Genomic DNA, 26882 nt, shown 5'->3' on the forward strand with positions numbered 1-26882 from the left:
GCACGTGTCCGTGGTTGCCCGGCCATGGCGGGCCGCGGACTGTAATGCCCGAGTAACGCGGTCTGTTTACTGTCCGAACTCCCCCGTTCCGTTCCTGGAGGAGCTCCCCCGATGCACCTGTCCCCACCGCCGTGGCGTGGCCGCGCCGTCTGGGCGGCGGCCGCCTTCACGGTGACCGCCCTGCTGACCGCGCCGCTGCCCGCGGTCGCCGCCGACGCCGCCACCGCGCCGTCCCCGAAGGTCGACTCCGCGCTGCTGAAGGCCGTTGACAGCGGAGGGGAGTCATCCTTCTTCGTCGTCCTCAAGGACCAGGCAGACCTGTCCACCGCCAAGAAGAAGAAGTCCCACGCCGCGAAGGCGAAGTCCGCCTACAGCGAGCTGCGCGCCCACGCGAAGAACAGTCAGAAGTCGCTGAACACCTTCCTCGACAAGAAGAAGGTCGGACACGAGGACTACTGGATCGCCAACGCCATCAAGGTCACCGGCGACCAGGAGCTCGTGAACGAGCTGGCCAAGCGCTCGGACGTCGCCTCGATCGTCAAGGAGCGGCACTACAAGCTCGACGACATCGAGACCTCCGACGCCAAGGTCGCCAAGGCGCTCCCGGCCTCCGGGACGGACTCCGCCGTCGGTGGCGACGACGCCCCGGAATGGGGCATCGCGGACATCAACGCGGACGATGTCTGGAACCAGTACGAGACGCGCGGCGAGGGCATCGTCATCGCCAACGTCGACTCGGGTGTGCAGTACGACCACCCTGACCTCGTGCAGCAGTACCGCGGCAACAACGGCGACGGCTCCTTCTCGCACGACTACAACTGGTACGACCCGACCGGCGCCTGCCCGGACAGCGCCGTCCCCTGCGACAACAACGGCCACGGCACCCACACCATGGGCACGATGGTCGGCAAGAAGGGCATCGGCGTCGCACCGAACGCCACCTGGATAGCCGCCAAGGGCTGCGAGTCCGACCAGTGCACGGACTCCTACCTGCTCGAGGCCGGCCAGTGGATTCTGGCACCGACCGACCACAACGGGCAGAACCCGCGCCCGGACCTCGCCCCGAACATCGTCAACAACTCCTGGGGCGGGGACAGCAACACCTTCTACCAGGACATCGTCGAGGCCTGGAACTCCGCAGGCATCTTCGAGGCCTTCGCGGCCGGCAACGACGGCGACGGCGTCACCTGCTCCACCACGCACCCGCCGGGCGCGCAGGTGTCCTCCTACGGCGTCGGCGCGTACGACGCCAACGGCAAGATCGCGTCCTTCTCCGGGTTCGGCCCCTCGCTGGTCGACGGTTCCGCGAAGCCGGACATCTCGGCTCCGGGCGTCAACATCGGTTCGACGTGGCCCGGTTCCTCGTACAACACCATCAGCGGTACGTCGATGGCGACCCCGCACGTCGCCGGTGCCGCAGCGCTGCTGTGGTCGGCCGCACCGTCGCTCATCGGCAACATCGACGAGACCCGCAGGCTCCTCGACGAGGGTGCCCGTGACGTCGACGACACGCACTGCGGCGGCACCGCCGGCATGAACAACGTCTGGGGTGAGGGCAAGCTCGACATCCTCGCCTCCATCGACAAGGCCCCGCACACCGCCGTGACCGTCTCCGGCAAGGTCACCGATCAGGCCACCGGCAAGGCGCTTGCGGGCATCCTCGTCAGCGCCACCGACGCCGCTTCCCTCACCCGCTCGGTCACCACGGCCTCCGACGGCTCCTACCGGCTGGCACTCGCCCCCGGCACGTACTCCTTCTCGCTCAGCGGGTACGGCTACGCGGACGAGTCGGTCTCCGGCATCGATCTGGCCACCGGTACGCCGCTGGCACAGAACATCGCGATGGAAGCCGTCACGACCCACCCGGTCACCGGCACCGTCCTCGACGTCACCGGAAAGCCGCTCGCCGAGGCGACCGTCGAGGTCACCGGAACCCCCGTGCCGTCCGTCACCTCGGGCGCCGACGGCACCTTCACCCTGCCCGCCGTCGCCGAGGGCGACTACACGCTGACGGTGAAGCCCACCGCCCCGGTCCTGTGCAACGGGATCTCCTCCGCGAGCCTGGCCGTCGACGGCGTCGAGACCCGCACCGTCCAGCTCCCGGCCCGCTCCGACAACTCCGGCAACAGCTGCACCCCGGCGACGTACTCCTGGATCAAGGGCTCCACCGCCGTCCCGCTGACCGGTGACGAGGACGCCACGACCGTCGCACTGCCCTTCTGGGTGAACCTGTACGGCGTCGACTACTCCAGCGCCTCCATCACCACCAACGGCCTGGTCAACTTCATGGAGCCGCGCCTCGGCGACTACGCCAACACCGCGCTTCCCTCCGCCGCCCGGCCGAACGGCGTCGCCGCCCCCTTCTGGGACGACCTGACCCTCGACAGGAAGTCGAGCGTGCAGACCGCGCTCAAGGGCAACAACGGCAAGCGCCAGTTCGCCATCGTCTGGACGAACGCCCTGCTGGTCTCCGACGGCAGGACCCGCGTCACCTTCGAGGCAGTCTTCGACGAGGCCACCGGTGACATCACCTTCCAGTACAAGTCCGTGCCCGGCAGCGGCTCCGCCGCCACCGTCGGCATCGAGAACCAGGCGGGCACCGACGCCCTCCAGTACTCCTTCGACCAGGCCGTCCTGACCGACGGTTCGGCGATCCGCATCGCGCAGGGAGCCTGATCATGCGATCCCCTCACTCCAAGCGGGCGCTGACGCTCGCCTCCGCCCTGGTGGCAGCGGGCCTCGCCCTGTCCTCGGCACCGCACGCGCTGGCCGCAGGCACCGACGGCAACGCGGTCATGAAGCTGACCGACGCCCAGGCCGAGAAACTCACCGACCACATGGGTGTCGACGTCTACGGCGACCGGACGGCCTCCGGCGACGCGACCGACGACCAGGCATCCGCCGATGACGCCTCCGGTGGCTCCGACGACTCGACCGGCGGCCCGCACCTCGACGCCGCCGACTCCGGCACGACCGCGACCGACACCCCGGTCACCTTCACCGCCAAGTCCTCGATGGAGGGCGTACGCGGCCTCGGCGTCACGGTGCCCGCCAAGGGCGACCAGTACTTCACCGTGCACAGCCTGGGCAACATCCAGCTCCACAACGCCGACGGCTCCACGGCGTGGGCCCGCACCAACGCCTCGCTGTACACGGACTGGCAGGTCAAGCCGCTGCAGCCCTGGCGGGTCGAGCCGTACCCGGCTCGCATCGTGATGGGCTACGACGCCGTCACCCCCTTCTCGCCCTACTCCGATCAGGGGTACGACACCAGTGACCTGACCGGTGACGGTGTCCCCGACGTCGTCTTCTCGGCAGCTGTCGGCTTCTCGCCCACCCCGCGGGCCTTCACGTCGCCCGGCTCGCCGCTGTCGACCGGCACCTTCGTCACCGTCCTGGACGGCAGGACCGGCAAGACGCTGTGGTCGAAGCTCTACTCGTACGTCTCCAACGTGAAGATCGTGGACGGCACCCTGCTGCTCGCGAACTCGCCGCGGGTGAACAGCGGGGCTCCGGCGACCGAGACCGCCACCCTCACGGGTATCCGGTTCGCGTACGCAGACGGCGCCCTGACCCCGTCATCGACGTGGACGTACGACACCAAGGAGACGCGCAACGTCGGCTGGGGCGCCCTGGAGGGCGTGGGCGATGGCAAGGTCGCCGCCTCGTGGAACCTGCGCAAGAACGTGGACGTCGACGCGCGCGGAACCACGCTCGTCCTCGACACCACCGACGGCTCCGTGTCCTGGCAGACGGACGGCGACCTGTACGGCCGCCAGCTCCACCTGGACGCCACCCGCGGGCGCCTGGTCGCCCTGGAGCAGTCGGACGTCAACGACGCCGTCAAGTACGAGATCGCCTCGTACGACCTCAAGAGCGGCGAACGCACCTCCCTGGACACCCGCGTCAACGCCATGGCCACGGCCATGACGATCGGCGACGCGGCTTCGGGCGGCGGTGCGGAGTACGCGGTCAGCGAGTCGACGTTCGACGCCGGCCTGTTCGTCAACTCCAGCACGGTCCGCGTGCTGAGCGGCGAGGACGCGTCCACCGTCAAGTGGGCCCACACGTTCAAGCGCGACGCCTCCAACAGCCACGACGGTGCCAACGCCTGGCACATGGACACCGTCGGCGGCAAGCTCGTCGTCTCCGGCCAGGACGACACGGGCATGGGCGGTGCCGACAACATCGGCGGCCAGCGCTACGGCGCCCTGACCGTGTTCAACGCCAAGGGCAGGATCGCCTGGCGTCAGGACCGTCTGAACGCGTCCCCGATGTTCCAGCAGGTCTACCGGTCCGGCGGCAAGGACCTCGTCCGGGTCATCGACCAGAGCCAGAACATCCGGACGTACAAGCTGGGCAACGGCGTACAGAAGTCCATCACGCCACTGCAGGGCGCCCTGAACTACGCGCAGGCCGTCGACCTCAACGGCGACAAGAAGAAGGATGTCGTCGCCGGCGGCACCTCCAACGGCGTGTGGGCCTGGTCCGGCCCCTCGCTGATCAAGGGCGAGCCGAAGCAGCTCTGGCGAGCCACCGTCGCCGGCGAGATCCACAACATCACGACCGGTGACGTCAACGGGGACGGCAAGCCGGAGGTCGTCGTGGCCGCGGACAGCGCGACGACCGTCCTCGACGGTGCCACGGGCAACGTCCTCACCACCATCGACGGCGCGGGACAGTACGTCCGCTCGGTGACCGTCGCCGACGTCAACGGCGACGGCAAGGACGAGATCCTGGTCCCGACCGACGCCCTGCGCGTCTACAACGCCCGCGGCACGCAGCTGTGGTCGTACGCGGCTCCCGCGAGCGCCGGGAACGTGGTCTTCTCCGACACCGTGGTCTCCGAGGGCCAGGTGTTCACGCAGTACTCCGGCCTCGGCGCGATCAACAGCACATCCGCCGTCCAGAACGGTGTCGCGCTCGACGGCGCCAAGGGCACGGTGAACTGGACCGCCGACCCCAAGGCTCCACAGCAGGCGTTCGAAGGCAAGCTGTACGGCGCGGTCCTCGACCACGCGGTCTTCGCCTCGCCGGACATCCCCTACGCGGACGGGCACGCGGTCGTCTACACCTGGATCACGCGCAGCGACCCCACGGTCTCGGGTGAGCTGGACAGCGCCACACCCCGCGTCGTCATGGAGATCCGTGACGGACGTACCGGTGAAGTGCTGCACCAGGCCCTGGGCGGCAGCCCTTGGTCACACGACCACTACTTCGCCGACGACGAGAACGACCTGCTGTACCAGCTCAGCTTCGGTACGTTCCGGGGCTTCGGAGCGGATGGTGCGGACACTTCCAGCTCTGTGATGGCCCCGCTGCGAGGCGTCCAGTTCATCAACGGCCCCGGTGGCCGCAGGCTACTGGCGGGCGGCGGGGAGGGCGGCGTCGGTGCCTGGGACCCGTCGGTGCTGACCACGGGCTGGCAGTTCCAGGACGGTGTGGGATCCGCCAACCTCATGGGCGGCCGCAACTACCTCGCCGCCGACCTCGACGGTGACGGCGTCGACGACGTGATGTCGCTGAACTCCGACGACTTCGGCCGCAACCGCATGGCGGACCAGCTGGGCGGCGGCGTGCTCTCGCTGAACAACGCCATCCAGCAGACCACCACGTACACCCTCTCCTGACCCGCGCCGGCTGACCGCCGGACACCATGCCGAGAACCCCCTGGGCGGCGCCCAGGGGGTTCTCGGCATGGCGGGACCGGAACTGACCGCGCCCACGGCTCCCCTGTCCCCGTCCCTCACATCGACCACTACGTTAATCCGGAACTCAGATCCACTATCCAGAACTCCCGAAAGATGAGGCACTGTGCACACACTCACCTTCCTGACCATCGGCCAGGCCCCACGTCCGGACCTCTCCGAAGCCATCGAGGCGCATCTGCCGGCAACCGCGCACATACGGCACGCCGGCGTGCTCGACGGCTTGGGTCGCGGGGAGGCCGAGCTCCGCTTCGGGGCGACGGAGGGACGCGCGACCCTGCTGAGCCGACTGGCCGACGGCAGTTCCGTGACACTGGACGCCGATGCGGTCGGGGCCGGGCTCCAGTCCCGCATCGATCAGGTGGAGGACGCGGGTGCCGATGTCATCGCGCTTCTGTGTACCGGCGCGTTCCCCGGCCTGCGGACCCGGCGGGCTCGGCTGGTCGAGCCGGACGCCCTGGTCACGGGGTACGTCGGCACCGTACTGCGGGACAGCCGAGTCGGGTTCGTCGTACCACTGCCCGAGCAGGTGCCCGAGGCGCGCGAGAAGTGGCGGGCCGTCGTCGCGGACCCCGTGTTCACCACGGCCTCGCCGTACGCCGACAACGACGCCGCCCTGCTCTCGGCGGCCTGCACACACCTGGAGGCCGGAGCGGACGCCTTGATGCTCGACTGCATGGGGTACGGGGCGCGGCACCGCCGGTCACTGCGCGCGGCCGGGCTCACCGTGCCGATCCTGACGCCGGGTGCGGTGGTGGGCGCCGCCCTCGGACCCCTCCTGGACTGAGGACGCCTCAGCTGCCGGCGCCGGCCTCGACGTACCGCAGCCAGTACGGGTCGCCGATGCGCTTGCCGACACGCAGGGCGGCGTCTCGTACCGCCCGCCCGAAGCGGGCCGCGTTCCCGTCGTGCAGCTCGGGCGCGGGCAGCGCGACGCCGATGCCGAAGATCTGTCCCGTGTCGCTGTCGAGCACGGCGGCGGAGACCCCGGCGACATTCGGAACGTACTCGCCGCGCGAGGACTCCCAGCCGTCGGCGCGCACCCTGGCCAAGCAGGAGACCAGTTCACCGGGGGTGCGCGGCGCCGATCCCGTGCTCTGTTCCAGGCGGGCGTCGACGAGGCGCAGCACCTGCGCGTCGTCCAGGCGGGCGAGCAGCGCCCGCCCCATGGAACTGGCGTAGGCCGGCGCCCGGGTGCCGGCGGGGGTGTACGCCTGGAGAGCTCCGGTCGTCCCGAGCCGCATGTGGAGCACGAGGGACTCGGGCCCGTCGAGCACGTCCACATACCCGGTGTAGCCGATGTCGGCGACCAGCCCGGCGATCTCCTCCTCCAGGAGGGATGCCGTGCTGCGTGAGGCGCGGAAGTGGTAGGAGGCCTCCATGACGAGGACGCCGGGGCGGTAGGCGCGGCTCACCGGATCGCGGTCCAGGAAGCCGTATTCGGCCATCATGCTGAGCGTCCGCGAGACGGAGCTCTTGGGCAGGTCCAGCGCCCCCGCGACATCCGTCACGGTCAGATCGCGCTGCAGACGCGCCATCAACTGCAGGACATCGCGCGCGTTGGCGAGTGTGCTCACCGTTCTCCCGCCTCCCCCGAGCTCCCCCGAGTCGTGTCGTCCGATCGTAAGCGGCGCGCTCGCGCCTCGGTGACCACCCCTCGCCGTCAGCCGCGGGCTGCCCGCATACCGAGAACCCGGGCCGGCCCCTTGACGGCGAACTGCGCTGTATGGATGATCCTGAGAGATCCACATATTCGGACCTGGTTCCATATTTTAGAACTTCCTCAGGCGACTGACAAGGCGCCCACCCGCACGGGAGCACGAAGACCCATGAGCACTGACGCCTCCCCCCAGGCAGAGACCTCGCACCCCGCGCGTGAGCGCCGACGTCATCCCCGCGCCCTCGCCCCCGGCAATCTGATCCTCACCGTGGTGCTCAGCGTGTTCGGGGCGATCGTGGGCGTACAACTGCTCGCCACGCTCGGCGTCACCCCGAGCACCTCGCTGATCGGCGCCCTGGCCGCGATGACGCTGGCCCGCGTACCGCTCGTCGTCTTCCGCGGCTTCCGTTCGGTGCACGCCCAGAACCTCGCGCAGACCAGCATCTCCTCGGCCACGTTCGGCGCCGCGAACAGCCTGTTCCTGCCGATCGGCATCCCGTTCCTGTTCGGGATGGACGACATGATCGTCCCGATGCTGATCGGGGTCTCCGCCGCGATGCTGGTCGACGCCTGGCTGCTCTACCGGATGTACGACACCCCGGCGTTCCCCGCGGACAATCCCTGGCCGCCCGGGCTGGCCGCCGCCGAGGCCATCAAGGCGGGCGACGAGGGCGGCCGCCGGGCCAGGGCGCTCGGTCTCGGCCTGCTGACCGGTCTGGTCGGCGCGGCCTTCACGCTCCCGATGTCGGCGTTCGGTGTGGCCATCATCGGCGGGTTCGCCGCCATGGCCGCCTTCGGCGTCGGCCTGCTGTTCAACCAGTACGCCGACCCGCTGTTCGGTCTCGACCTCAACTCCATGTACCTGCCGCACGGCATGATGATGGGCGCCGGACTGGTCGCCCTGTTCCAGGTCGGCCGCACCGTCCTCAGGGCCCGGCGCACGGCGGCGGACAACGCCCGCGCCGCCGCACCGCAGGACGCGCAGGACGGTGCGCAGCGCCTGGGACGCTCGATGCGTCTGGGCTTCGGCGCCTACCTCGTGATCTCGGTCCTGCTGGCGTTCGGAACCGGCGCCGCCACGCACATGAGCCCCGGCATGCTGCTCGGCTTCCTCCTGTACGCCTCCGTCGCCGCGTTCCTGCACGAACTGCTCGTCGGTATCGCCTCGATGCACTCCGGCTGGTTCCCGGCCTTCGCGATCGCCCTGATCACGCTGCTGCTCGGCATCCTCATCGGCTTCCCGCCCGAGGCGCTCGTCGTGCTGTCCGGCTTCACCGCCGCGACCGGCCCGGCCTTCGCCGACATGGGCTACGACCTGAAGGCGGGCTATCTGCTGCGCGGCGAGAACGCCGACCCGGCCTTCGAGCTGGAGGGCCGCCGTCAGCAGCTGATCGCCGCGATGATCGGCTTCGGCGTCGCCATCGTCGTCGTCCTGGTCTCGTACCGGATGTTCTTCGACAACGGGCAGACGGCACCGATCGACGCCGCGTACGTCGCCGCCATCAAGGCGGGCCCGTCCGCGGAGACCGCCCGGCACCTCGCCCTGTGGGCGATCCCCGGCGCGCTCGTGCAGCTGATCGGCGGCTCGAAGCGCCAGCTCGGCATCCTGCTGGCGACCGGCCTGCTGATCACCACACCGATGGCCGGCTGGATGGTCGCCGCCGGCATCGCCGTCCGCGTCCTCGCCCCACGCGCCCTCGGCCCGAAGGCCAAGGACGACCTGGAGGTCTTCGCCGGCGGCGCGATCGCCGGTGACGCCCTCTACTCGTTCGGCAACGGCGTGTTCAAGGCCGCCAAGTAGGCCCAGCAGCCGGACGGCCCGTACGTCCTCTCGCACCCCCGCACAGAACCACCCTGGGAGATCTCCGTGAAGCGACAGTTGACCCATGACGACATCCGCGCGGCCGTGTACGGCGGTGCCGTATTGGGCGGAGGCGGCGGCGGCTTCGTCGAGCGGGGTCTGCGCACCGCCGAACTGGCCCTCCAGATCGGCATACCCGAGCTGTGGACGGCCGACGAGTTCGCGGACGACAACCTGACCGCGACGGTGGCCCTGGTCGGCGCCCCCGCTGCGCCCGACCCGCAGGTTCTGCCCACGCACCTGCTGCGCGCCCTGGAGCTGCTCCGCCGTGACCTGCCGCGCCCGCTCGTCGCGATCCACACGAACGAGAACGGCGCCGAAACCACCATCAACGGCTGGTTCCACTCCGCGATGACCGGCCTGCCCGTCATCGACCTGGCCTGCAACGGCCGCGCCCACCCGTCCAGCGTGATGGGCGCGATGGGCCTGCACCAGGAGGAGGGTTACCTCTCCTCCCAGGGCTACGCGGGCGGCAAGCCGTACGCGTACGTCGAGGGCTCGGTCTCCGGCGGCCTGGAGGCCACGTCGAACGTGGTCCGGCGCGCCTCCGTCGAGGCGGGCGGCTGGGTGGGCGTGGCCCGCAACCCCGTCGAGGTCGGCTACGCGGTGCGCAACGGTGCGCCGGGGGCGATCGGTTTCGCCATCGAACTGGGCCGCCGCTTCCTGGCGGGCGGCGTGCTCGGCGCCGCCCAGCATCTCGGCGGTGAGATCGCCGTGACCGGCACGGTGCGCGAGTACCGCTGCGAGCAGCGGGAGGGCCTGGACGTCGGCGTCGCGGTCCTGGACGACGCGGCACGCACCACCCTGCACATCGTCAACGAGTACATGGCGCTCGATGTCGCCGGTGCCCGCCGGGCGTCGTTCCCCGATCTGATCACGACGTTCGACGAGGCCGGGCAGCCGCTCGCCTCGGCGGACATCGAGGTCGGCAAGCAGGTCAGCGTCCTGGTCGCCCCGGCCGAGAACCTCCTGCTCTCCCGGACGATGTACATGCCCGAGGTGTACGCGCCGGTCGAGGAACTGCTCGGCATCGAGTTCGCGCCCGCCGCGAGGGTCCTCGCCGACGCCTGAGCAGGTCGAGGGCGAGGAGTTCGGGTATCGCGAGGAAGGGCCGTTCCCGTGCGGCGGTACCTTCCCCTCCATGGACACTCTGCGAGAAGACGCGCACTGCGGCATCTGCGGTCAGCCGATGAGCGGCCATGACGCTCATCAGCGGCACGATGACGGCCGACCCGCCCGGAAAGGGAAACGTGTCACCTACGTCGTCGTAGAACTGCGCGGAGCCACCGCCCACTTCCAGGCATGGGAGGACCCCACCCGGACGTTCAGGACCGGCGCCGCCGACTTGGCAGGGCAACTGGGCATCGACCTTTCCGGCCTCCTGGACTGCCGGTACACGTGCTGGGTGGAGCCAACCGAATACGGCGTCGTCCGAAGCGAATTCGCCCTCGCCTGAGAGGTGGCCGACGCCCGGCCGGGACCTTTCGGCCGGGCGTTTCGAACAGCATCTCCCCCGCTCGCCGGACAGCCGACTGTCAGCAGCCGACCGGCGAGGAGCCGACGACCACGTCGTCGAACCACAGGGTGTCGTCGCCGGTCCCGTAACTCTCCCAGCCCAGCCGCAGCGCGGTGGGCCTCGGTGGAGTGGTCCGGGACAGCCACTGCTGGTCGACGTCCTGCGTCGGTACGCCGTCCGCATGCAGCCCCGGCACCTGCTCCTCGTTGAGCCAGGTGTCGAGTTTCGGCGCCGTGGTGTCGACCGCGAATCGCACGCACTGCCAGCTGTCCGTCGGCAGGGGCCTGCTCAGCCCCACCCCGACCGGGCTCTGTGCGGGGAGCGTGGCGTCGTCGCTTTCCCGGTTCCACTGCAGGGCGCCGTTCTGACCGCCGATCCGCAACGCCTTGCCGGCCTGGGAGCTGTCCGGCATCGACACGAAGGTGACGTGCGCGGCCGGGAGCGCGGTGGTGTGCCGCACCCACATGCGGATGTGCAGCACCGGACCCACCGATGACAGGTCCGCCGCGGCAGCCACGAAGGCGTGGTTGCAGTAGCCGGCCCGCCCGTCCAAGCGCAGCGATCTCGTGCCGCTGTGCGCGACCTCCGTGTCGACGGCGGCCGTGCCCGTGCCCTGGCAGTCGGGGGCGGTGAACCGCCAGTTCCCGGCGGGGGCAGGACCGGCCTGGTCCTCGAAGTCCTCGCAGACGGCGGCATCACTGCACTCCGCCGAAGGCGGTGTGGTGGGGGGCGGCGTCGTGGGAGGTGGCGTGGTCGGTGGCGTGGTGCCGTCGCCGCCGCAGGACACGCCGTTCAGGGTGAAGTCGTCGGGGGCCGAGTCGGCCGACTGCCACGTCCCCTGCAGCCCGAAGTCGACAGTTCCGCCGTCGGTCAGCGCTCCGTTCCAGTCCGCGTTGACCGCGGTCACGGCGTGGCCGGTCTGCGTGACGGTCGCGTTCCACGCGGAGGTGACCTGCCGGTCACCGTCGTACGTCCAGGTCAGCCGCCATCCGGTGAGCGCGGAACCCGTGTGGGTGATGCGCACCTGGGCGGAATAGCCGCCGGTCCACTCGTTGACGGTGTAGTCGACCCGGCATCCGGTTGCCTGGGCCGAGCCACTGGCGGGCACCACGACGAGGACGGAGAACACGAGCGCGAGAGCGGCCACGACCGCCGTCCAGGGTCTGCGCAGTAATCGCGGGAGAAGTTTCGGCATGTGCGCCTCCTCGGGGTGGGGAACCGTAGGACAGTGCGACGAGATGTGAGTGGGAGCGCTCCCACTCATCACATCGATATGACGGCGTACTGTCAATACAGTGGTCCGCCCGAGTTCACCCGGCCTCAGTACCCCGCGGTGGCGCGGAAGCGCTCCGATGCCACAGCACCCCGCCGAACTCGCCGGAGGCCGGGCCGACCGTTCCGGCAGCCCGGCGCACTGGTGCGCTTGGGGTCAGGCCCCGTAGGTGACCTGCACGTCCTTGAAGCCCAGGGAGTGCAGGAGGCCCTCCAGCATCCTGGTGGTGTTGGCCTCGGCCCTCGTGGTCAGTCCGCTCTCCTTGGCCGCATCTCCGATGTGCGAGACCGCGAGCTTCTGTACGGCGTGTTCGCTGTTGGGGTTGTCCGAGAACACGTCTCCGAGGCGGTCGAGCAGGCCGCGTTGTTTGGAGACGGCGTAGGAGTGGTCGGCGTCCAGGGCGGGCTTGCCGAGTTGCGCATGCGGGAGCCGCAGGGTGGCGGAGGTGCGGTCGTCGTTCACCGTCACGCCGTTCCCGCCGACGCTGCCGAGGTCGACGTACGCCTCCACCGTGCCGGCACCCACGTAGAGCGTGCGGGAGCCGCGTACGGCGTCCGGAAGGTACTTGGCGTCCTTCTCCAGGTCGACGACCACCTGGAAGTTCCCGGAGGCGGCGTCGAAACGGCTCATGTCCTTGATGGACTTGAGGACAGCGGGGCCCGAGCGGTCGGTCGTCTCGGTACCGAACAGATCCTTGATGCCCGGCAGTACGGCCAGCCTGATTCCGGCGAACAGCACCGCCATCACCAGTACGAAGGCAGTCAGCACCTTCGCCCAGGCGGGCATGCGTCCGGGCAGGCGCCCGAGGGGAGTCGTCATCCGATGGCCCTCCTTTCCTGTCCTTCGGATGCCCCCGAAATCCCTGACGAGACAGCTGAGTTGAGGAGCGTACGAAAAGGCAGGCGGACGCGGGGCGGCACGACGGCCGGCACGGCCCCGTCCTCCGTCCCACGGCCGAACGAGGTCAAGCGGCCCCGCGGGCGTGATGGACCGCGCACATCCGGGGAACCCTTTCTCGCGTCGCATCGCGGCCCCCGACGAAAGGACCTGGCCATGTCCGCCCGACCGACCACGCTCGATTCCAGCACCGCCCTGCCCCAGCTCTTCGAGCTTGCCCAGCAGCTCCGTGTGGACTCGGTACGCTCCAGCACGTCCGCAGGATCCGGGCACCCCACCTCCAGCCTCTCGGCGGCGGACGTGATGGCCGTGCTGCTCGCTCGCCATCTCCACTACGACTGGTCCGCACCGGACAACCCCGCAGGCGACCACCTCATCTTCTCCAAGGGCCATGCGTCGCCTCTCCTCTACGCCATGTTCAAGGCAGCCGGAGTCATCAGTGACGAGGAGCTGATGACCACGTACCGCCGGTTCGGCCACCGCCTCCAGGGCCACCCCACCCCAGTTCTGCCCTGGGTCGACGTGGCCACCGGCTCCCTGGGCCAGGGCATCGCCTACGGCGTCGGCATCGCGCTGGCGGGCCGCGACCTGGAGAAGCGGCCCTACCGGGTATGGGTGCTCTGCGGGGACAGCGAGATGAGCGAAGGTTCCGTCTGGGAGGCCCTCGACAAAGCGGGCCGGCATCAGCTGGCCAACTTCACCGCGATCGTCGACGTCAACAGGCTCGGTCAGAGCGGGCCCACCGAGCTCCAGTGGGACACGGCTGCGTACGCTCGGCGTGCCGAGGCGTTCGGCTGCCGTGCCCTCGTGGTCGACGGCCATGACCTCGAAGAGGTCGACCGGGCCCTGACCACCGCCGCCGACGGACAGGCACCCACCGTCATCGTCGCCAGGACCGTCAAGGGCCGGGGCGTCAGCGAGGTCGCCGACCAGGAGAACTGGCACGGCAAACCGCTGCCCGAGGATCTGGCCGAACGCGCCGTGGCAGAACTCGGCGGGGTACGCGACCTGCGGGTGCGCGGCCCCCGGCCCCCCGAGGCCCCCGCGGTCGCGGCCCCCGCAGCAGGCCCGGTGGAGCTGCCTCGCTACGACGTCGGGGACGAAGTCGCCACCCGGGTCGCCTTCGGCAAGGCACTGGCCGCCCTGGGCGCCCGCCCGGAAGTGGTCGCCCTGGACGCCGAGGTCGGCAACTCGACGCACGCCGAGGACTTTCAAAAGGCCCATCCGGAGCGGTACTTCCAGGTCTACATCGCCGAACAGCAGATGATCGCCACCGCCGTCGGTATGGCCGTCCGCGGCTACCGCCCCTACGCCACCACGTTCGCCGCCTTCCTCACCCGGGCGCACGACTTCATCCGGATGGCCGCCGTCTCCGGGATCACCATGGCCCTGTGCGGAACCCACAGCGGTGTGGAGATCGGCGCCGACGGCCCCTCCCAGATGGGCGTCGAGGACCTGGCGATGATGCGCGCGGTCCTCGGGTCCACCGTCCTGTACCCGTCCGACGCGACCTCGGCCGCCGCTCTGACGGCCGCGATGGCGGACATCGAAGGCATCTCGTACCTGCGCACCACGCGAGGCGCCTACCCGGTGCTGTACGCCGAGGACGAGACCTTCCCGCCGGGAGGGTCGAAGACGCTGCGCGGGGGCGGTGACGACGACCAGGTCACGCTGATCGGCGCCGGTGTCACCCTCCACGAGTGCCTGGCCGCCGCCGAGGAGCTCGCTGCCGAAGGGATCGCGGCCCGCGTCATCGACCTGTACTCGGTCAAGCCCCTCGACGCCGACGCCCTGGTCCACGCCGCCTCGCACACCGGCGCTCTGGTCGTCGCCGAGGACCACCACCCCGAAGGCGGCATCGGCGAAGCGGTCCTCTCGGCCCTGGCGGCGTCCGGCAGTCACCCTGCCTTCGCCCACCTTGCCGTCACGGGCCTGCCGGGTTCGGGTACCCCCGGCGAACTCCTCGACGCGGCCGGCATCTCCCGCTCCCACATCGCCGATTCCGCCCGTGCCCTGGTCAGGCGTCGCTGAGGCGGCTGCCGGGCGCGCCCCGGCGGCGGGGCGGCCGGACGCACGGCCGCCCTCCGAGGGCAGGGCCACCACGGCGGCGGTGTCAGTCGGCTGACGTATCGTTCCCGCCACCGCACACCGACTCGGAGGACCAAGAGAAGTGACTGGCCTGTCCGCCTTCCCGCTGCCCTTTCGCACTTCCCGCTCCATAGCGTTCGCGACGCCGCGGACACTGCGGGAACTTCAGATGATGCAGTGCAGCTCACACATTCGGGCGAAGCCCGGATGGTTCGAGAAGATGAACGATGCCGACATCGTCGCCAGGTGGACGCGGGAAGCGGTCGGCCAAGGACTCACCGAAGCACAGATCGGCTATGTGCTGGCCGAACTCGCACACTACGCGGCCCTGCGGGACGGACGGACCGGCATCGAGGTGTCCGCCGTCGACGGGGTGTGGCAGTCCGACACCCTGGTCGACGAGGCGCTCAGATCCCGGCTGCGCGAGGCGGTCCGGGTTCTGGAACAGGTCCCCGAAGCCGACCGGGACTGGCATCCCGGATCCGACGGCCAGGTGCTGGATCTGGTGCATCCCTCACTGTTCTGCCTGGTGAGAGAAGTGAGCGGTGCGCCCGATCGGGCTTGGCAGAACCCGACGGAGCGCTACGCGAAGTACGAGTTCTCGGACACGTTCCAGTGGCTGCCCACGGACGTCGAGGTCAGTGCGGACGGCGATGCCTCCTTCCGCTCGTACGTCAACAACGTCCACCCCGAGGCCCATCACGAACTCGCCTCCGCCCTCCCGGACTTGTTCGCCCGCGTTCGTCCTCTCTTCGAGAACGTGCTCACCGATCTGCGTCATCCACGCCCCCTGAGGATCGAGGCCGATCCGTATGGGTGGTACGACTCGGAGCCGGAGTATCCGGACCGGTCCTCCTACGGTGATGACGGGGCCTACGAAGACGCCCTCGGCGCATGGGAGGAGGCGCAGGACGCCTGGTGGGAGAACCGCCGCCCGGTCATCCCGGACGCCCCGGCCTTCATCCCGCCCGAACTGCCCGATGCTTCCGCCCGGGTCGACCTGCGCGGCCGCCGTCTCCAGGTCATCGTCAAGCTCGCCACCCTTCACCTCACCCCGGACAAGCCCGAGTACAGCGGTGGTTCGTGGCATGTCGAGGGGATGCTGAACGAGCGGATCGTATCGACCGGCATCTACTACTGGGACAGCGAGAACATCACCGAAAGCCGGCTGAGCTTCCGGGCGGCACTCGACGACCCGCGCTACGAGCAGAACGACGACAACGGTCTGCGTGAGGTCTACGGCCTGGAGGACGAAGACGCGCTGAACCAGACGCTGGGATCGACATCGACACCGGCGGGCCGCTGTCTGGCGTTCCCGAACATCCTTCAGCACCGCGTCGGATCGTTCCGCCTCACCGACCCCACTCGCCCCGGATACCGCAAGATTCTCGCGTTCTTCCTCGTTGATCCTTCGGAAAGGATCGTCTCGACGTCCGACGTGCCACCGCAACAACCCTGGTCCGACACCTCGACCATGACGCTTGAACAGGCCAAGGGTTTTCGCGAACAACTCATGCAGGAACGCAAGTTCTTCGTCGATGAGCACAACGAGCAACTCTACGAACGAGAGTTCTCGCTCTGCGAGCACTGAGCCACGGCCTGCCGCTCCGGGCGGCCGATGGTCACGGCGCCCCGGAAGCGGTCCGGCGAGAGGGTCGACATGGTGTCGAGCGACGCGTCGGGGACCGGCAGAAGGTGGGCATCGACCCAGGTGTCCCCCGTTGCCGCGTTGGCCCACGGATCCTCGATCACGACAGCGCCGGGTACGAGGCCGTGGCAGAGCACCCAGTGCGGCACGTCGAACCCCTGCATGTCGGCGAGCGAGAGCAGGAGCAGCACGTGCTCCCGTCGGCCGATCGCGTCGCGGATCGCGGTCAGGGAGAGGTGGCCGGGGTCGATCGGCACGCCGGTCCGTGCGGCGTCCGTGCGTGAAGCGCGCTGGAGCACAGCACGCCATTCCTGTTCCTTCTCCGGGTGATGGTCGAGCAGGACGGGCCGTTCCGTGTCGAGGTGGACCTCGACGGGGGTCGACGGCCACGCCCGGCGTACGGCGACGCCCAGTCCGACCGGCTCGCAGGCGAGGAAGTTGTTCGCGTCGCGCCACAGCGTCAGCTCCGCCCGGCGGTCCAGAGCCTCTCGCGGCAGCGTCCCCGCGTGCGCCTGCGCGACCAGGGCGGTGACGGCACCGCACGTGAAGTGGGTGGTCTGCCCGTAGTACGGGGGCTCGGCGACCACGTCGTCGCTCAGCCAGCGGACGTAGCCGGTACCGGGCCCGGCCGCGCCCTCCGACTGCGTGAGCGGCGGGCTCAGGGGTACGAAGCCGGCGGCAGCGGCATCCTCGGGGTCCGCCGTCCAGCCTTCCCACTTGACCTGTGCGAGCCTGCGGTGGCGTGCGTGGGCGACGACTGCCGCGGCGGCTGCCCGCGCATCGCCGACGGCATCGACGATCTTCAGATAGGCCGTGTTCGGGCGTGCCGTCACGAGCGCGGCAGCGGTCCACTCCTCACCGTCGTCGCTCGGAACGGCGACCACGTGAGGGGCGTGGGCCGAGCGGTCGGCCGTCTGCCAGCGCTCCGGCATCCGGTGGTCGCCGAGCCGCCTGGCCAAGGCCGGCGACTCGTCGGGCACGAACGGGACGACGACGCTCTTCACGGACGTTTCCTGCTGGGACGGCATTCCGGTGCTCCTGGCGGGACGACGGGGGAAGGGAAGGGGGCGGATGGGGCGTTCACCCGCGGGTCCATGGCTGTGCGGACGCGGGTGTCCCGCCCGGTGTCACGCGCGGGACTGCCGGAGCACCCACACGAAGTACGGCGCACCGACCAGGGCGATCATGAGGCCCGCCGGCACCTGGGACGGGGCGACGACGGTGCGGCCGAGGGCGTCGGCCGCACAGACCAGCAGTCCGCCGAGCAGCATCGCGACCGGGATCGACCGCCCGTGCCGGGCGCCCACCAGTGACCGGGCGAGGTGCGGGGCGACGAGCCCCACGAAGCCGACGACGCCGACGGCGGCCACGCTGAGTGCCGCGAGCACCGAGGCGATCGCCAGCGCCGCGAAGCGTACGCGCACCGGCTTGATGCCGACGATGCGTGGGGTGTCCTCGTCGACGGCGAGCAGGTCCAGCCGGTTGCGCATGGCGAGCAGCACGGGAAGCGCGAGCGCCAGGGCCACCGCGACCGGTACGACGTCGGGGAAGGTGCGCCCGTAGGTCGTGCCGGAGAGCCAGGTGAAGATCCGGGGCGTGTTCCACGGGTCGGCGCGCAGCAGGAGGAAGGTGGTGACGGAGCTGAGGCCGTACCCGCAGCCGATGCCGATCAGCACGAACCGGTCGGGCAGGAAGCCGCCGCGCCAGGAGAGCAGCGCGATCAGCCCGAAGGTGGCGAGTCCTGTCACCACGGCGGCCACGATGAGCAGCGGACGGCCGCCGGACAGTCCCGACGTGACGATGACCACGGCCCCCAGCCCGGCGCCCGCCGTGATGCCCAGCACACCGGGCTCCGCCAGCGGATTGCGTACCGCGCCCTGCACGACGCAGCCGGCCAGTCCGAGTGCCGCTCCGGCGAGGATCGCGGCGACCACGCGCGGGACCCGGTCGTCGAGCGCCTGTCCGATCAGGTCGGGGGCGGTCCCCTGGATCCAGAGCGCGATGTCCCCCGTCCGCAGCCAGAGGCTTCCGGCCAGGACCGCGACGACGGCTGCCACGACCAGGAGTACGGCCGTGCCGGACACGACGAGGAGGTACGCGCGGCGCGACCGTGCGGCGACCCGTGCGTGCGGTGGTTGCCGCAGCCCGCCCGTGTCCCGCAGACGCAGCGCGAGGACCACGATCACGACGGAACCGAGCAGCGCGGTCGGCACCCCGGTGGGAATGGAGGCGGCCCCGTCCGCGCCCTGCACGGCACGCAGGATCGCGTCCGCGAGCAGGATGAGCAGCGCGCCGAGCAGCCCGGCCGCGGGCACCAGGAAGAGGTGGCGGCGCAGCGCCCGGACCCGTCCCGCGATCAGCCGGGCGAACACGGGGGCGCCGAGGCCGACGAAGGCGATCGGGCCCGCGAGTGTCACTGCCGTGCCGGTCAGGACGACCGCGCAGATCACGGCGGTCACACGGGTCGCCCGGATCGGTACGCCGAGGGTGGACGCGGCGTCGTCGCCGAGGTTCATCACGTCCAGCCGCCGGGACAGTGCCAGGGCGACGCACAGCACCACGACGACGACCGGGAGGGCCCGCACGGACGCGTCGATGTTCATCTGGGCGAGCGAACCGCTCCCCCAGGCGAACAGGCCGGTGGTGTTCTCCTTGAACAGGATGAGGACCATGGCGGTCGCCGAGTCCAGGGCCATCGCTATCGCCGACCCGGCGAGGATGAGGCGGGTTCCCGAGGTGCCCGCTGCCCGGCCCGCGAGGAGCAGCACGAGCGCCGCGGCGGCCAGGCCACCGGCGAAGGCGACGGCACCCGACGCCCAGAGGGGGACGGTGAGACCGAAGGCGGCGACGAGCGAGAGCGTGAGATAGGAACCGGCGGTGACCGCGAGGGTGTCCGGGGAGGCGAGCGTGTTGTGTGTGACGGACTGCAGCAGCGTGCCGGCCGATCCGAGGGCGAAACCCACTGCCACGCCTGCGAGCAGGCGCGGCAGGCGTGAGCCGATGAGGATCTCACCGACCGGCGCTCCGCCGGTGTTCTCCCGTTCCCCGGTGAGGTACCTCACCAGTTCGCCGACGCCGACCCCTGACGTTCCCTGCGTCAGGTGCCACATGCCCACGAGGACGGTCAGGGCAAAGAGGGCCGCCAGGACGGCCGCCCCGGTGGGGCCGCCGCCGTGCTCGGCGCGCGGCAGCGTCTCCCCCCGGGACAACGATGTCTGTGAGGTGCTCACTTGCTCACTTCTTGTCGAGTACGTCGACGTAGGCGTCGATCGCCTGCTCGCAGGAGAGCGGGCCGCCGGCGCCCCACACGCCCGACGGGAACGCGTGCGCGCGGCCTTCCTTGACGGCCGGGATGGTCTTCCAGAGCGGGTTCTTCGCCAGCGCGGCGACGTACCCGCCGGCGCCTTCGTCATTGGCGTAGAAGAAGTTGGCGTCGCCCACCGCGGTGAGTCCCTCGACGTCGGTCTGCGCGAGACCGTAGGAGGGGTCGACGCCTCCGTCGCCGTGGGCCTTGTTGACGTCGTCGGTCCACACGGGGTTCATGCCGAGCTCTTCACCGATCTGGGTGAACAGGGCGCCCTTGCCGTAGGGACGGACGGTGAGGTTGCCGCCCTCCAGCCATCCGTCGAAGAAGAGGAAGTCGTTCGTCGGCAGGTCGGCGTCGGTGACCTGTTTCTTCGCCGTCGCGAGGTGGGCGTCGAACTCCTTGAGCACCTGGTCGGCGCGCTCGGTGCGCCCCGTCGCCTTGCCGATCATGCTGAACACGTTCTTCATGTTCCCGATCGGGTCCTTCGGGTCCGCCCCCAGCGTGGCCATCACGGGGACGCCCCGCTTCTCCAGCTTCACGAGGGTCTCGTCGTCGGCCTTGAACGCCTCGACGACGATGAGGTCGGGCTTTGCCGCGTAGAGGGTGTCGAGGTCGGGCTCCTCACGGGTGCCGATGTCGGTCACCCCGCCGGGCAGCTTCTCCGCGCTGACCCAGGTGCTGTAGCCCTTGGCGTCGGAGACCGCGGTGGGGGTGACGCACAGGGTCAGCGCGTCCTCGACCTGCTGCCACTCCAGGACGGCGATCCGCTTGGCGGGCTTGTCCAGCTTCACCTGCCGGCCGACGCCGTCCGTGAAGGAGACCGGCTTCGTCGAGGTGGCCGTGGTGTCGTCGGCGCAGCTCGCCGACGCGGGCGCCGCACTGGCACTGCTGTCGGCGGCGTCGGTCTTGTCGACGGACGTCGTGCCGCAAGCCGTTGCGGCGAGGACGATGAGCCCCGCGGAGGCTGACGCCGCGAGGCGATGGGCACGGTTCATGAACGTTCCTCTTTCTTACGATGAGTTGTGGCAGCGGATGATGCGCCACCGCGCCCGGAGGCGGGGCGGGGTGCTGTCCGACCGCCTCCGGGCGGGGATTTCGGGCAGGGGGGCGCCGGTCCGGTTCACACGGGCGCGATCAGGCCGTTCCGGACGGGGACGGGCCAGAGGGTTTCGGACGGGGACGGGCCAGAGGGTCTCAGGCCGGCGGGTTTCAGACGGGATGGCGCCCGATCGGGTCGATACGGAGGCGGCCCGTGCGGGGGTCGACGCCGACCTCGACACGGATGTCGTAGACCTCGCCGATGTTCTGCGCGGTGAGGACATCGGCGGGCGCTCCCACCGCGTGCACGCGGCCGGAGCGCATCAGGACCAATGTGTCCGCGACGCGTGACGCGTGGTCGAGGTCGTGCAGCACGATGCCGACGGCGATGCCGTGCTTCTCGACGAGATCGCGCACCAGGTCGAGGGTCTCGATCTGGTAGCGCAGGTCCAGATGGTTGGTCGGTTCGTCGAGCAGCACGACGCCGGTGTCCTGGGCCAGGCAGGCCGCGAGCCAGACTCGCTGCATCTCACCGCCGGAGAGTTCACCGACCGGCCGGTCGGCCATGTCCCGTACGCCGGTGACGCCCATGGCACGGTCGACGGCGCTCCGGTCCTCGGCCGTCAGTCCGGCGAAGCCACGCCGGTACGGGTGGCGTCCGAAGGCCACGACCTCCGTGACCGTCAGTCCTTGGGGCGCGGGCCTCGACTGCGAGAACAGCGTGACCTCGCGGGCGAACCGGCGTGCGCTGAGCAGTGAGGTGTCACGCTCGTCCGTTCCACCGGGGGCGCCGAGCGTGATCCGGCCGCCGTCCACCCGGTGCAGTCGTGAGAGCGCGCGCAGCACTGTGGACTTCCCACTGCCGTTGGGCCCCACCAGGGCGGTCGCACGGCCGGGCTCCAGGGCGATCGAGACACCGTGGACGACCGGCTTGCCGTCGTAGCTCAGCACCAGGTCGTGCCCGTTGAGCGTGGCCACCGGGGTGTCGGGGCCGGCCACGGGGGCGGCGGCCTGCCGGAAGGGGCTTGTGAACATCGATGCGTCCGGAGTTTCGAAGGGGCGAGGACTGCGGCACCCTCCGTCCGGTTCTTCACGAGCCGGACAGCGAACTCTTCCGCGTACGGGCAGCACCGTTCACGGCAAGCACCAACTAAGGGTTACCTAACTCCGTGAAGGTTATATTCCGCTTGCCGTGTCGACAACCAGGTGTTCTGGACACGCGATACGGGATTCCGGACATCTCACGAGGAGAGGTCGGCCGCCGCCTCGAAGAAAGCGCCCGGCGTCGTACCCATGACGCGGCGGAACGCGGCGATGAAGGAGCTGGGCTGCGCGTAGCCCAGCGTCTCGGACACCGTCATCACATCGAAACCCTCGGAGAGGAGCATCAGGGCCCGATGGACCCGCAGCATCTGCCGCCACTGGGCGAAGGAGAGACCTGTCGCCCGGCGGAACGCGCGGGTGACCGTGCGTTCGCTGGCTCCCAGCAGCCGGGCCCACTCCTCCAGCGAGCGGTCGTCTGCGGGGTCGTCCAGCAGGGCTGCCGCTATCGCGTCGATACGGGGGTCACCCGGCACCTGCAGGGCGAACTGGCGCGCCGAGGGCCGGACCACGTCGAACACCACCGACTCGGCACGCGCCCTGGCCGGTGCGTCGAGATCCGTGCGGGACAGGTGGGCCAGCAGCGACTCGAGCAACGGCGTCATCTCGATCGCCTTCGGCTCCTCGAACACGAACGGGGTGCGGTCGGGGGCGAAGAGGGCGTCATGGAACTCCGCACCCGCCGTCGCCCTGCCGCCGTGGACCACTCCCGCGGGCATCCACAGCCCGTTGCCCTCGAACACGGTGAAGATGCGGTCCCCCACGTGGGACGTCAGCGTTCCCCCGCTCAACGTCATCTGGGCCCTGATCCGTGACCACCGGTGCTACCAGGTCACGCCTGCGCTCACCGGGGCTGCCTGACCGCTGGGCACGCATAACCACGGTCGGCCCACTTCCCGCACGGCTATCCTCCACGGGATGCCACTTCACCAGTACGCCTACTTCGCGCTGTTCAGCCAGCACACCTCGGCAGACGACATGACCTCGCAGGTGGGCATCGCTCCTGACGAGGTAACCGTTCGCGGCAGCCGGTTCACAGAGCCGACAGCCATTCCGGTCGATCACTCGTGGATGGTCGTCTGCCGGGAACCAGGTCTGAGCGTCGACGAGCAGATCACTCGCGTTCTCGACAGGCTCCAGCCCCACATAGACCGCATTTCCGACCTCATTGGATACCTGACAGGCCCCGGCGGCGGAGCAGTGCTTCAAGTCGTGCGCTACTTCAACGCCACCGACCAGGCCCAGCCGGGCGCAGCGGCTGCCCCCAACCTCTTCGGCTGGCACCTGGACCGGAAGGTCCTCGACTTCCTCAGGACCACCGGGGCCGAACTCGACATCGACGAGTACGACATGGCCGGAGACGACCCCGCCGGGTGAATAAGTGACCTCATCTGGCATACAGGCTCCCGCTCCGACGGCTTGACAACAGCATTAAGAAGCCAGCGGCGCCTGGGTCATGACGGCGGAACTCGCTGCTCACCTTCCGGTGTGCGGCGGGTGGGTGTGGAGAGGGCGCTGTGGCCGGGGTCTGCTCTGGCTCATGGGCGCGCTTGATTTTCGTGATGTCGAGTGAGGCGTCTCGGACGCCGCTTTTGGCGGCTGGGAGAGTGTGCCGGCGCAGAACGAATCGACGATATGGGCTCTTCGGGTGAGATAGGTGCGAATTCTGGCCATGACCGCCTCGAAGACTGGCGCGTCACCGGCCTGGCCCGCGGTGACGTGGATGGCCAGAGGTCGCGCCTGGCCCTCTCTGGCCAGGTGGACCTTCGTACTCAAACCCCCGCGAGAGCGTCCGAGTGCATGATCGTCGGGTTCGGACCGACCAGGCTCCCCTTTTTTCGGGCTCCGGCCGAATGCTGGTGAGCCCGGCAGACGGTTGGAGTCAACTGAGCCTGTCCAGCCCACGTCGTCGACGGCGTCCGCCTCAACAGGAACAGCGGCAAGGATCCGTTCCCATGTGCCGTCCACGGCCCACCTGACCAGGCGTTTGTGAGCGGTCTGAAAGGGCCCGAGCTCTCCTGGCACGTCCCGCCAGGGCGAGCAGGTGCGGTACTTCCACGCGATAGCTTCCAGCGCCACGGAAGGCGTCCGCTGACGTTGCCGTCAGCGTTGCCGTCAGTCCACGTGAAGAACCCCGCCAGGATCTCCCAGCGGGGCTCTTCATGCGTTTGCCATCAATTCCCTGAAGCTCAAAAGCGCCTCAGCGGTGGACGACCGAGGAAACCCAGATCGTCACATCGCTTGCGACCCTTGATGCTGTTCCACCGGGAACGACTCGATGTTCTCGTCTCTCTGGGTTCCGATACTCCACTTCAAGCCGATCATCTGAATCCAGAGTCACGACGACGTACCACTGATCGCCGGACCCCTGTGACTCGATCGTAAGGAATGAGTTATCGGGATAACTCAGCTCGCCGATCAACTCGAAGAGCAGGTCTTCCGAGATTCCCTCGTACGACTCGCCGCTCTCCGTTTCCACGGTGTACGAACTTGACACCATGTCACCTCCAGCATTCATGCAGGTAGAGCGCCTACCAGCCGTCGCGATCCCTGAAGAACCCGCCGCCAGTTACATGCTGCAAGTCCTTCTCCCAAGACTGGGTAGGCGCCACAGACCCTCTATGTGGTTCAAAATTCAGCGGCCCCGGATGCCTCTCCGTCATGTACCGCTCTACATCAAGAGCATCCTGTCGAGAGTCGTAATTCCTGAGGATTACCATCCGAACTCCGCCCTCGTAGTCTGAGTTCTTGTAGCGGCCGACGGGATTCTTGGAGATTCCCCATTTGAGCAATTCGCCGCTCGAGGGTTTCACGAGAGCGTACAAGGACGTCTGCCCTGCGTCCGGAAGTGGGCCACTGATTGGCTTTCCCGTAGTGAAGGTCGGACAGGATGCGTTGTGAACGAGGACCGGAGTCTGGCCCGCCAGCACATAGTACGTGTGCAAGTCATTGACGGTGAGGTCGTACGTACGCTGCGGGCCCTGCTGGTCGCGGGCCTCGGTTACGACCGCACGGGCGCCGTTCGGGGTGCGCAGTTGATCGCCGATCCGGAGGTCACTGGCGTCCTTCCACCTCCGGTCCCCCTCCAGCCAGAACGGGTGATTGTCCGTCGCCGTGATCGTGGCCGGCCCATGGTCGGTGGTGACAGTGAGCCGGGTGAAGTCCTTGTCGCCCTCAGTGGTGAAGGTGTTGGTCACCGGCCGCGCGGCGGTCAGCCCTACGTGCGGATCGCCGGCGGAGACCCGGTCCCCGACGCGGATGTCCTCGATGGCTCGGTGGGTTCCGTCGGCGAGCAGCACGGGAGTGCCGGACGGGAAGCTGTGGGGCTTGGCGCAGGTCGCTGCGTCGCGTTCCCGCCTTGCGTGGTCGGCGAGTTTCCGCGCCTCGACCTTGGCGAGCGCGCGGGCGTCGACCAGGGTGTTGGCGCGGAGCGGGTAGGTGAGGCGGACCCTGCAGCCGCAGCGATCGGCGTCGGCTTGGGCTTGTGCCTGTACACGGGCCGCGACCGAGGCGTAGAGCGGCCCGGCTCCCGGGTTGGAGCACTTCAGGGTGCCCGAGACGTTGTTGCCGCGGACAGGGAAGGTGCGTTGCGGGCTGGTGCACTGGCCGGCGGGTTTGCCGTCGATGGAGAACGTTGCGCTCATCACCGCGGTGACTTCGCCCTTGCTGACGCGTTCCTTCCGCGCGATGGAGCTGACAGATCCGGTGAAGTTCTGGGTGGCGGTGCAGCCCGACGAGCTGCAGTCCATCTCGCCCGCACCGTCCAGGGTGAAGGAAATGCCCCGGTCGGTAGCGTCCTTGAGCTGGTCGGCGTACTCGACCAAGGTGTCGAACATCTTGTCGGCGGCGTCGGCGAGGATCGGGGTCAGGTCCATTCCCTCGCCGTCGCCGGATGCCAGTGGACCCGTGGTCACCCTGGGGCGGGCTTCGGGCACTTCTCCTTTCTCGATCTGCTCCCTCATGTCGGAGATACCTTCACGGAGGTCGTACGCCTCCAGGCGCAGTACGCGATGCGGCGCGGCCTTGGTCACCAGCAGGCGCCCCGCCGAGGTGTCGACGCCGAGTGCGGGTGTTCCGTTCACGTTCGACGGACGCTGACCTGACGAGTTCGAGAGCCCTGAGCCCTTTGTCGGCGGTGACTTCTCCAGGTCGGTCAGGGCCTTGTCCAGCACGGCGGCCAGCTTCGGCGGGGCGACGGTACGCGCCAGCGCCTCGTCCATGAGCTCCGAGCCGTCGTCCAGTCCCACGATCCACTCACTGGGCGGGGCCTTCGCGCCTTCCTTCACGTCTTCCTCGGGCGCCGGGTCGTGTTGCCACCGCATGAATGTCTTGCCGCCTATGCGCAGCACGTCCCGCCCGTGGTCTTTCCCTCGACCGGACGACGTGCTGCCGAACTGGCTGCCGCTCGCGGTGACGTTGATCTCGTTCTCGGTGATGCCGAAGGACGAGGTGTCCTTGTAGCGCAGCCCCGGCGCTGCGGCCAGATCGTCGACCGCTTCCCTGAACGGCCGCAGGTCCCGCTGCGCGGCCGCCTGCGTCTCCTTCGAGTCGGAGGACGAGGACGTGAGCGACAGAAGTCCGCCGATCAGGGCGAGAACCAGCACCGTGAGGCCGCCCAGGACAACGGCACGCCGGCGCCCGGGGCCGGCCCGTAGCAGCCCTGGTGGGGAGAACCACGAGGGCGTCCTCCCTGGCACCGTGGGCGGAGGCGGCGATCCCGGAGGCGGTGCCGTCGGATCTGCCGCCGCGTTCGGCGTCACCGGACCGTTCGGTGCCTGCGCTGTG

At 69.5% G+C, this 26882-nt stretch carries 19 protein-coding genes and 1 pseudogene; 9 read left to right on the top strand and 11 right to left on the bottom strand.

The features are described 5' to 3' along the window. Window positions 1–111 precede the first annotated feature (111 nt). The 3 genes from OG446_RS02865 (at window position 112) to OG446_RS02875 (ending at window position 6495) form a co-directional block, all read left to right on the top strand. A complete protein-coding gene (locus tag OG446_RS02865; protein WP_328892519.1) occupies window positions 112–2676 on the top strand; it encodes a S8 family serine peptidase in 2565 nt (854 codons plus the stop codon). A gap of 2 nt (window positions 2677–2678) precedes the next feature. Continuing rightward, entirely contained in the window at window positions 2679–5630 is a 2952-nt protein-coding gene (locus OG446_RS02870; protein WP_328892520.1) for an FG-GAP repeat domain-containing protein, read from the top strand. Window positions 5631–5814: 184 nt separating this feature from the next. Beyond that, a complete protein-coding gene (locus tag OG446_RS02875; RefSeq protein ID WP_328892521.1) occupies window positions 5815–6495 on the top strand; it encodes an AroM family protein in 681 nt (226 codons plus the stop codon). Window positions 6496–6502: 7 nt separating this feature from the next. Here OG446_RS02875 and OG446_RS02880 read toward each other — a convergent pair whose 3' ends face one another. Beyond that, complete coding sequence (locus tag OG446_RS02880; protein WP_328892522.1) at window positions 6503–7285, bottom strand: IclR family transcriptional regulator; 783 nt, start codon at window positions 7283–7285, stop codon at window positions 6503–6505. Between the two features lie 252 nt (window positions 7286–7537). On the opposite strand from OG446_RS02880, the gene OG446_RS02885 reads away from it, so the two are divergent. From OG446_RS02885 to OG446_RS02895, 3 genes are all read left to right on the top strand, one after another. Then, complete coding sequence (locus OG446_RS02885) at window positions 7538–9169, top strand: OPT/YSL family transporter (RefSeq protein WP_328892523.1); 1632 nt, start codon at window positions 7538–7540, stop codon at window positions 9167–9169. Between the two features lie 66 nt (window positions 9170–9235). Continuing rightward, the gene (locus OG446_RS02890; protein ID WP_328892524.1) at window positions 9236–10300 is read left to right on the top strand and encodes an S-methyl thiohydantoin desulfurase domain-containing protein; all 1065 of its coding nucleotides are present in this window, start codon (window positions 9236–9238) and stop codon (window positions 10298–10300) included. 70 nt (window positions 10301–10370) lie between these two features. Then, complete coding sequence (locus OG446_RS02895) at window positions 10371–10685, top strand: hypothetical protein (RefSeq protein ID WP_328892525.1); 315 nt, start codon at window positions 10371–10373, stop codon at window positions 10683–10685. A gap of 79 nt (window positions 10686–10764) precedes the next feature. Here the strand turns inward: OG446_RS02895 and OG446_RS02900 are convergent, their stop codons facing one another. Next, on the bottom strand, window positions 10765–11940 hold the full coding sequence (locus tag OG446_RS02900; protein WP_328892526.1) for a cellulose-binding domain-containing protein: 1176 nt from the start codon (window positions 11938–11940) through the stop codon (window positions 10765–10767). Between the two features lie 234 nt (window positions 11941–12174). Further along, window positions 12175–12837: a DUF4230 domain-containing protein gene (locus OG446_RS02905; protein WP_328892527.1), complete on the bottom strand. Its 663-nt coding sequence runs from the start codon at window positions 12835–12837 to the stop codon at window positions 12175–12177. 234 nt (window positions 12838–13071) lie between these two features. Between OG446_RS02905 and OG446_RS02910 the strand changes: the two genes are divergently transcribed. Beyond that, window positions 13072–14946, top strand: coding sequence for a transketolase (locus OG446_RS02910; protein ID WP_328892528.1), 1875 nt, complete (start codon window positions 13072–13074; stop codon window positions 14944–14946). A 139-nt stretch (window positions 14947–15085) separates the two neighbouring features. Beyond that, on the top strand, window positions 15086–16594 hold the full coding sequence (locus tag OG446_RS02915; RefSeq protein ID WP_328892529.1) for a DUF4246 domain-containing protein: 1509 nt from the start codon (window positions 15086–15088) through the stop codon (window positions 16592–16594). Here the strand turns inward: OG446_RS02915 and OG446_RS02920 are convergent. The 5 genes from OG446_RS02920 to OG446_RS02940 form a co-directional block, all read right to left on the bottom strand. Next, the gene (locus OG446_RS02920) at window positions 16561–17679 is read right to left on the bottom strand and encodes a peptidase C39 family protein (protein WP_328892530.1); all 1119 of its coding nucleotides are present in this window, start codon (window positions 17677–17679) and stop codon (window positions 16561–16563) included. The two genes, OG446_RS02915 and OG446_RS02920, sit on opposite strands and share 34 nt — an antisense overlap. A 99-nt stretch (window positions 17680–17778) precedes the next feature. Further along, entirely contained in the window at window positions 17779–19881 is a 2103-nt protein-coding gene (locus OG446_RS02925; RefSeq protein ID WP_328892531.1) for an iron ABC transporter permease, read from the bottom strand. 4 nt (window positions 19882–19885) lie between these two features. Continuing rightward, window positions 19886–20953 (bottom strand): iron-siderophore ABC transporter substrate-binding protein, encoded by a 1068-nt coding sequence (locus OG446_RS02930; RefSeq protein WP_328892532.1) that lies wholly within the window; start codon window positions 20951–20953, stop codon window positions 19886–19888. A 214-nt stretch (window positions 20954–21167) separates the two neighbouring features. Then, the gene (locus tag OG446_RS02935; RefSeq protein ID WP_328892533.1) at window positions 21168–22031 is read right to left on the bottom strand and encodes an ABC transporter ATP-binding protein; all 864 of its coding nucleotides are present in this window, start codon (window positions 22029–22031) and stop codon (window positions 21168–21170) included. 206 nt (window positions 22032–22237) lie between these two features. Then, complete coding sequence (locus tag OG446_RS02940; protein ID WP_328892534.1) at window positions 22238–22894, bottom strand: helix-turn-helix transcriptional regulator; 657 nt, start codon at window positions 22892–22894, stop codon at window positions 22238–22240. A 121-nt stretch (window positions 22895–23015) separates the two neighbouring features. Between OG446_RS02940 and OG446_RS02945 the strand changes: the two genes are divergently transcribed. Continuing rightward, the gene (locus tag OG446_RS02945) at window positions 23016–23474 is read left to right on the top strand and encodes a DUF4279 domain-containing protein (RefSeq protein WP_328892535.1); all 459 of its coding nucleotides are present in this window, start codon (window positions 23016–23018) and stop codon (window positions 23472–23474) included. A gap of 282 nt (window positions 23475–23756) precedes the next feature. On the opposite strand, the pseudogene OG446_RS02950 reads toward OG446_RS02945, so the two are convergent. The 3 genes and pseudogenes from OG446_RS02950 to OG446_RS02960 all read right to left on the bottom strand — a co-directional run. Beyond that, window positions 23757–24182: pseudogene (locus OG446_RS02950) on the bottom strand (IS5 family transposase); the annotation flags it as partial. Window positions 24183–24297: 115 nt separating this feature from the next. After that, a complete protein-coding gene (locus OG446_RS02955; protein WP_328892536.1) occupies window positions 24298–24576 on the bottom strand; it encodes a hypothetical protein in 279 nt (92 codons plus the stop codon). Window positions 24577–24628: 52 nt separating this feature from the next. Continuing rightward, the gene (locus OG446_RS02960) at window positions 24629–26701 is read right to left on the bottom strand and encodes a polymorphic toxin-type HINT domain-containing protein (RefSeq protein ID WP_328892537.1); all 2073 of its coding nucleotides are present in this window, start codon (window positions 26699–26701) and stop codon (window positions 24629–24631) included. Between the last annotated feature and the right edge of the window lie 181 nt (window positions 26702–26882).

Origin of the sequence: Streptomyces sp. NBC_00236 (assembly GCF_036195045.1) — a bacterium.
Classification (GTDB): Bacteria; Actinomycetota; Actinomycetes; order Streptomycetales; family Streptomycetaceae; genus Streptomyces.

Coding starts and splice junctions, on each gene's coding strand:
- OG446_RS02865 (WP_328892519.1), top strand. CDS start 112: ATGCACCTGTCCCCACCGCCGTGGCGTGGCCGCGCCGTCTGGGCGGCG.
- OG446_RS02870 (WP_328892520.1), top strand. CDS start 2,679: ATGCGATCCCCTCACTCCAAGCGGGCGCTGACGCTCGCCTCCGCCCTG.
- OG446_RS02885 (WP_328892523.1), top strand. CDS start 7,538: ATGAGCACTGACGCCTCCCCCCAGGCAGAGACCTCGCACCCCGCGCGT.
- OG446_RS02895 (WP_328892525.1), top strand. CDS start 10,371: ATGGACACTCTGCGAGAAGACGCGCACTGCGGCATCTGCGGTCAGCCG.
- OG446_RS02900 (WP_328892526.1), bottom strand. CDS start 11,940: ATGCCGAAACTTCTCCCGCGATTACTGCGCAGACCCTGGACGGCGGTC.
- OG446_RS02905 (WP_328892527.1), bottom strand. CDS start 12,837: ATGACGACTCCCCTCGGGCGCCTGCCCGGACGCATGCCCGCCTGGGCG.
- OG446_RS02910 (WP_328892528.1), top strand. CDS start 13,072: ATGTCCGCCCGACCGACCACGCTCGATTCCAGCACCGCCCTGCCCCAG.
- OG446_RS02920 (WP_328892530.1), bottom strand. CDS start 17,679: ATGCCGTCCCAGCAGGAAACGTCCGTGAAGAGCGTCGTCGTCCCGTTC.
- OG446_RS02930 (WP_328892532.1), bottom strand. CDS start 20,953: ATGAACCGTGCCCATCGCCTCGCGGCGTCAGCCTCCGCGGGGCTCATC.
- OG446_RS02935 (WP_328892533.1), bottom strand. CDS start 22,031: ATGTTCACAAGCCCCTTCCGGCAGGCCGCCGCCCCCGTGGCCGGCCCC.
- OG446_RS02940 (WP_328892534.1), bottom strand. CDS start 22,894: ATGACGTTGAGCGGGGGAACGCTGACGTCCCACGTGGGGGACCGCATC.
- OG446_RS02945 (WP_328892535.1), top strand. CDS start 23,016: ATGCCACTTCACCAGTACGCCTACTTCGCGCTGTTCAGCCAGCACACC.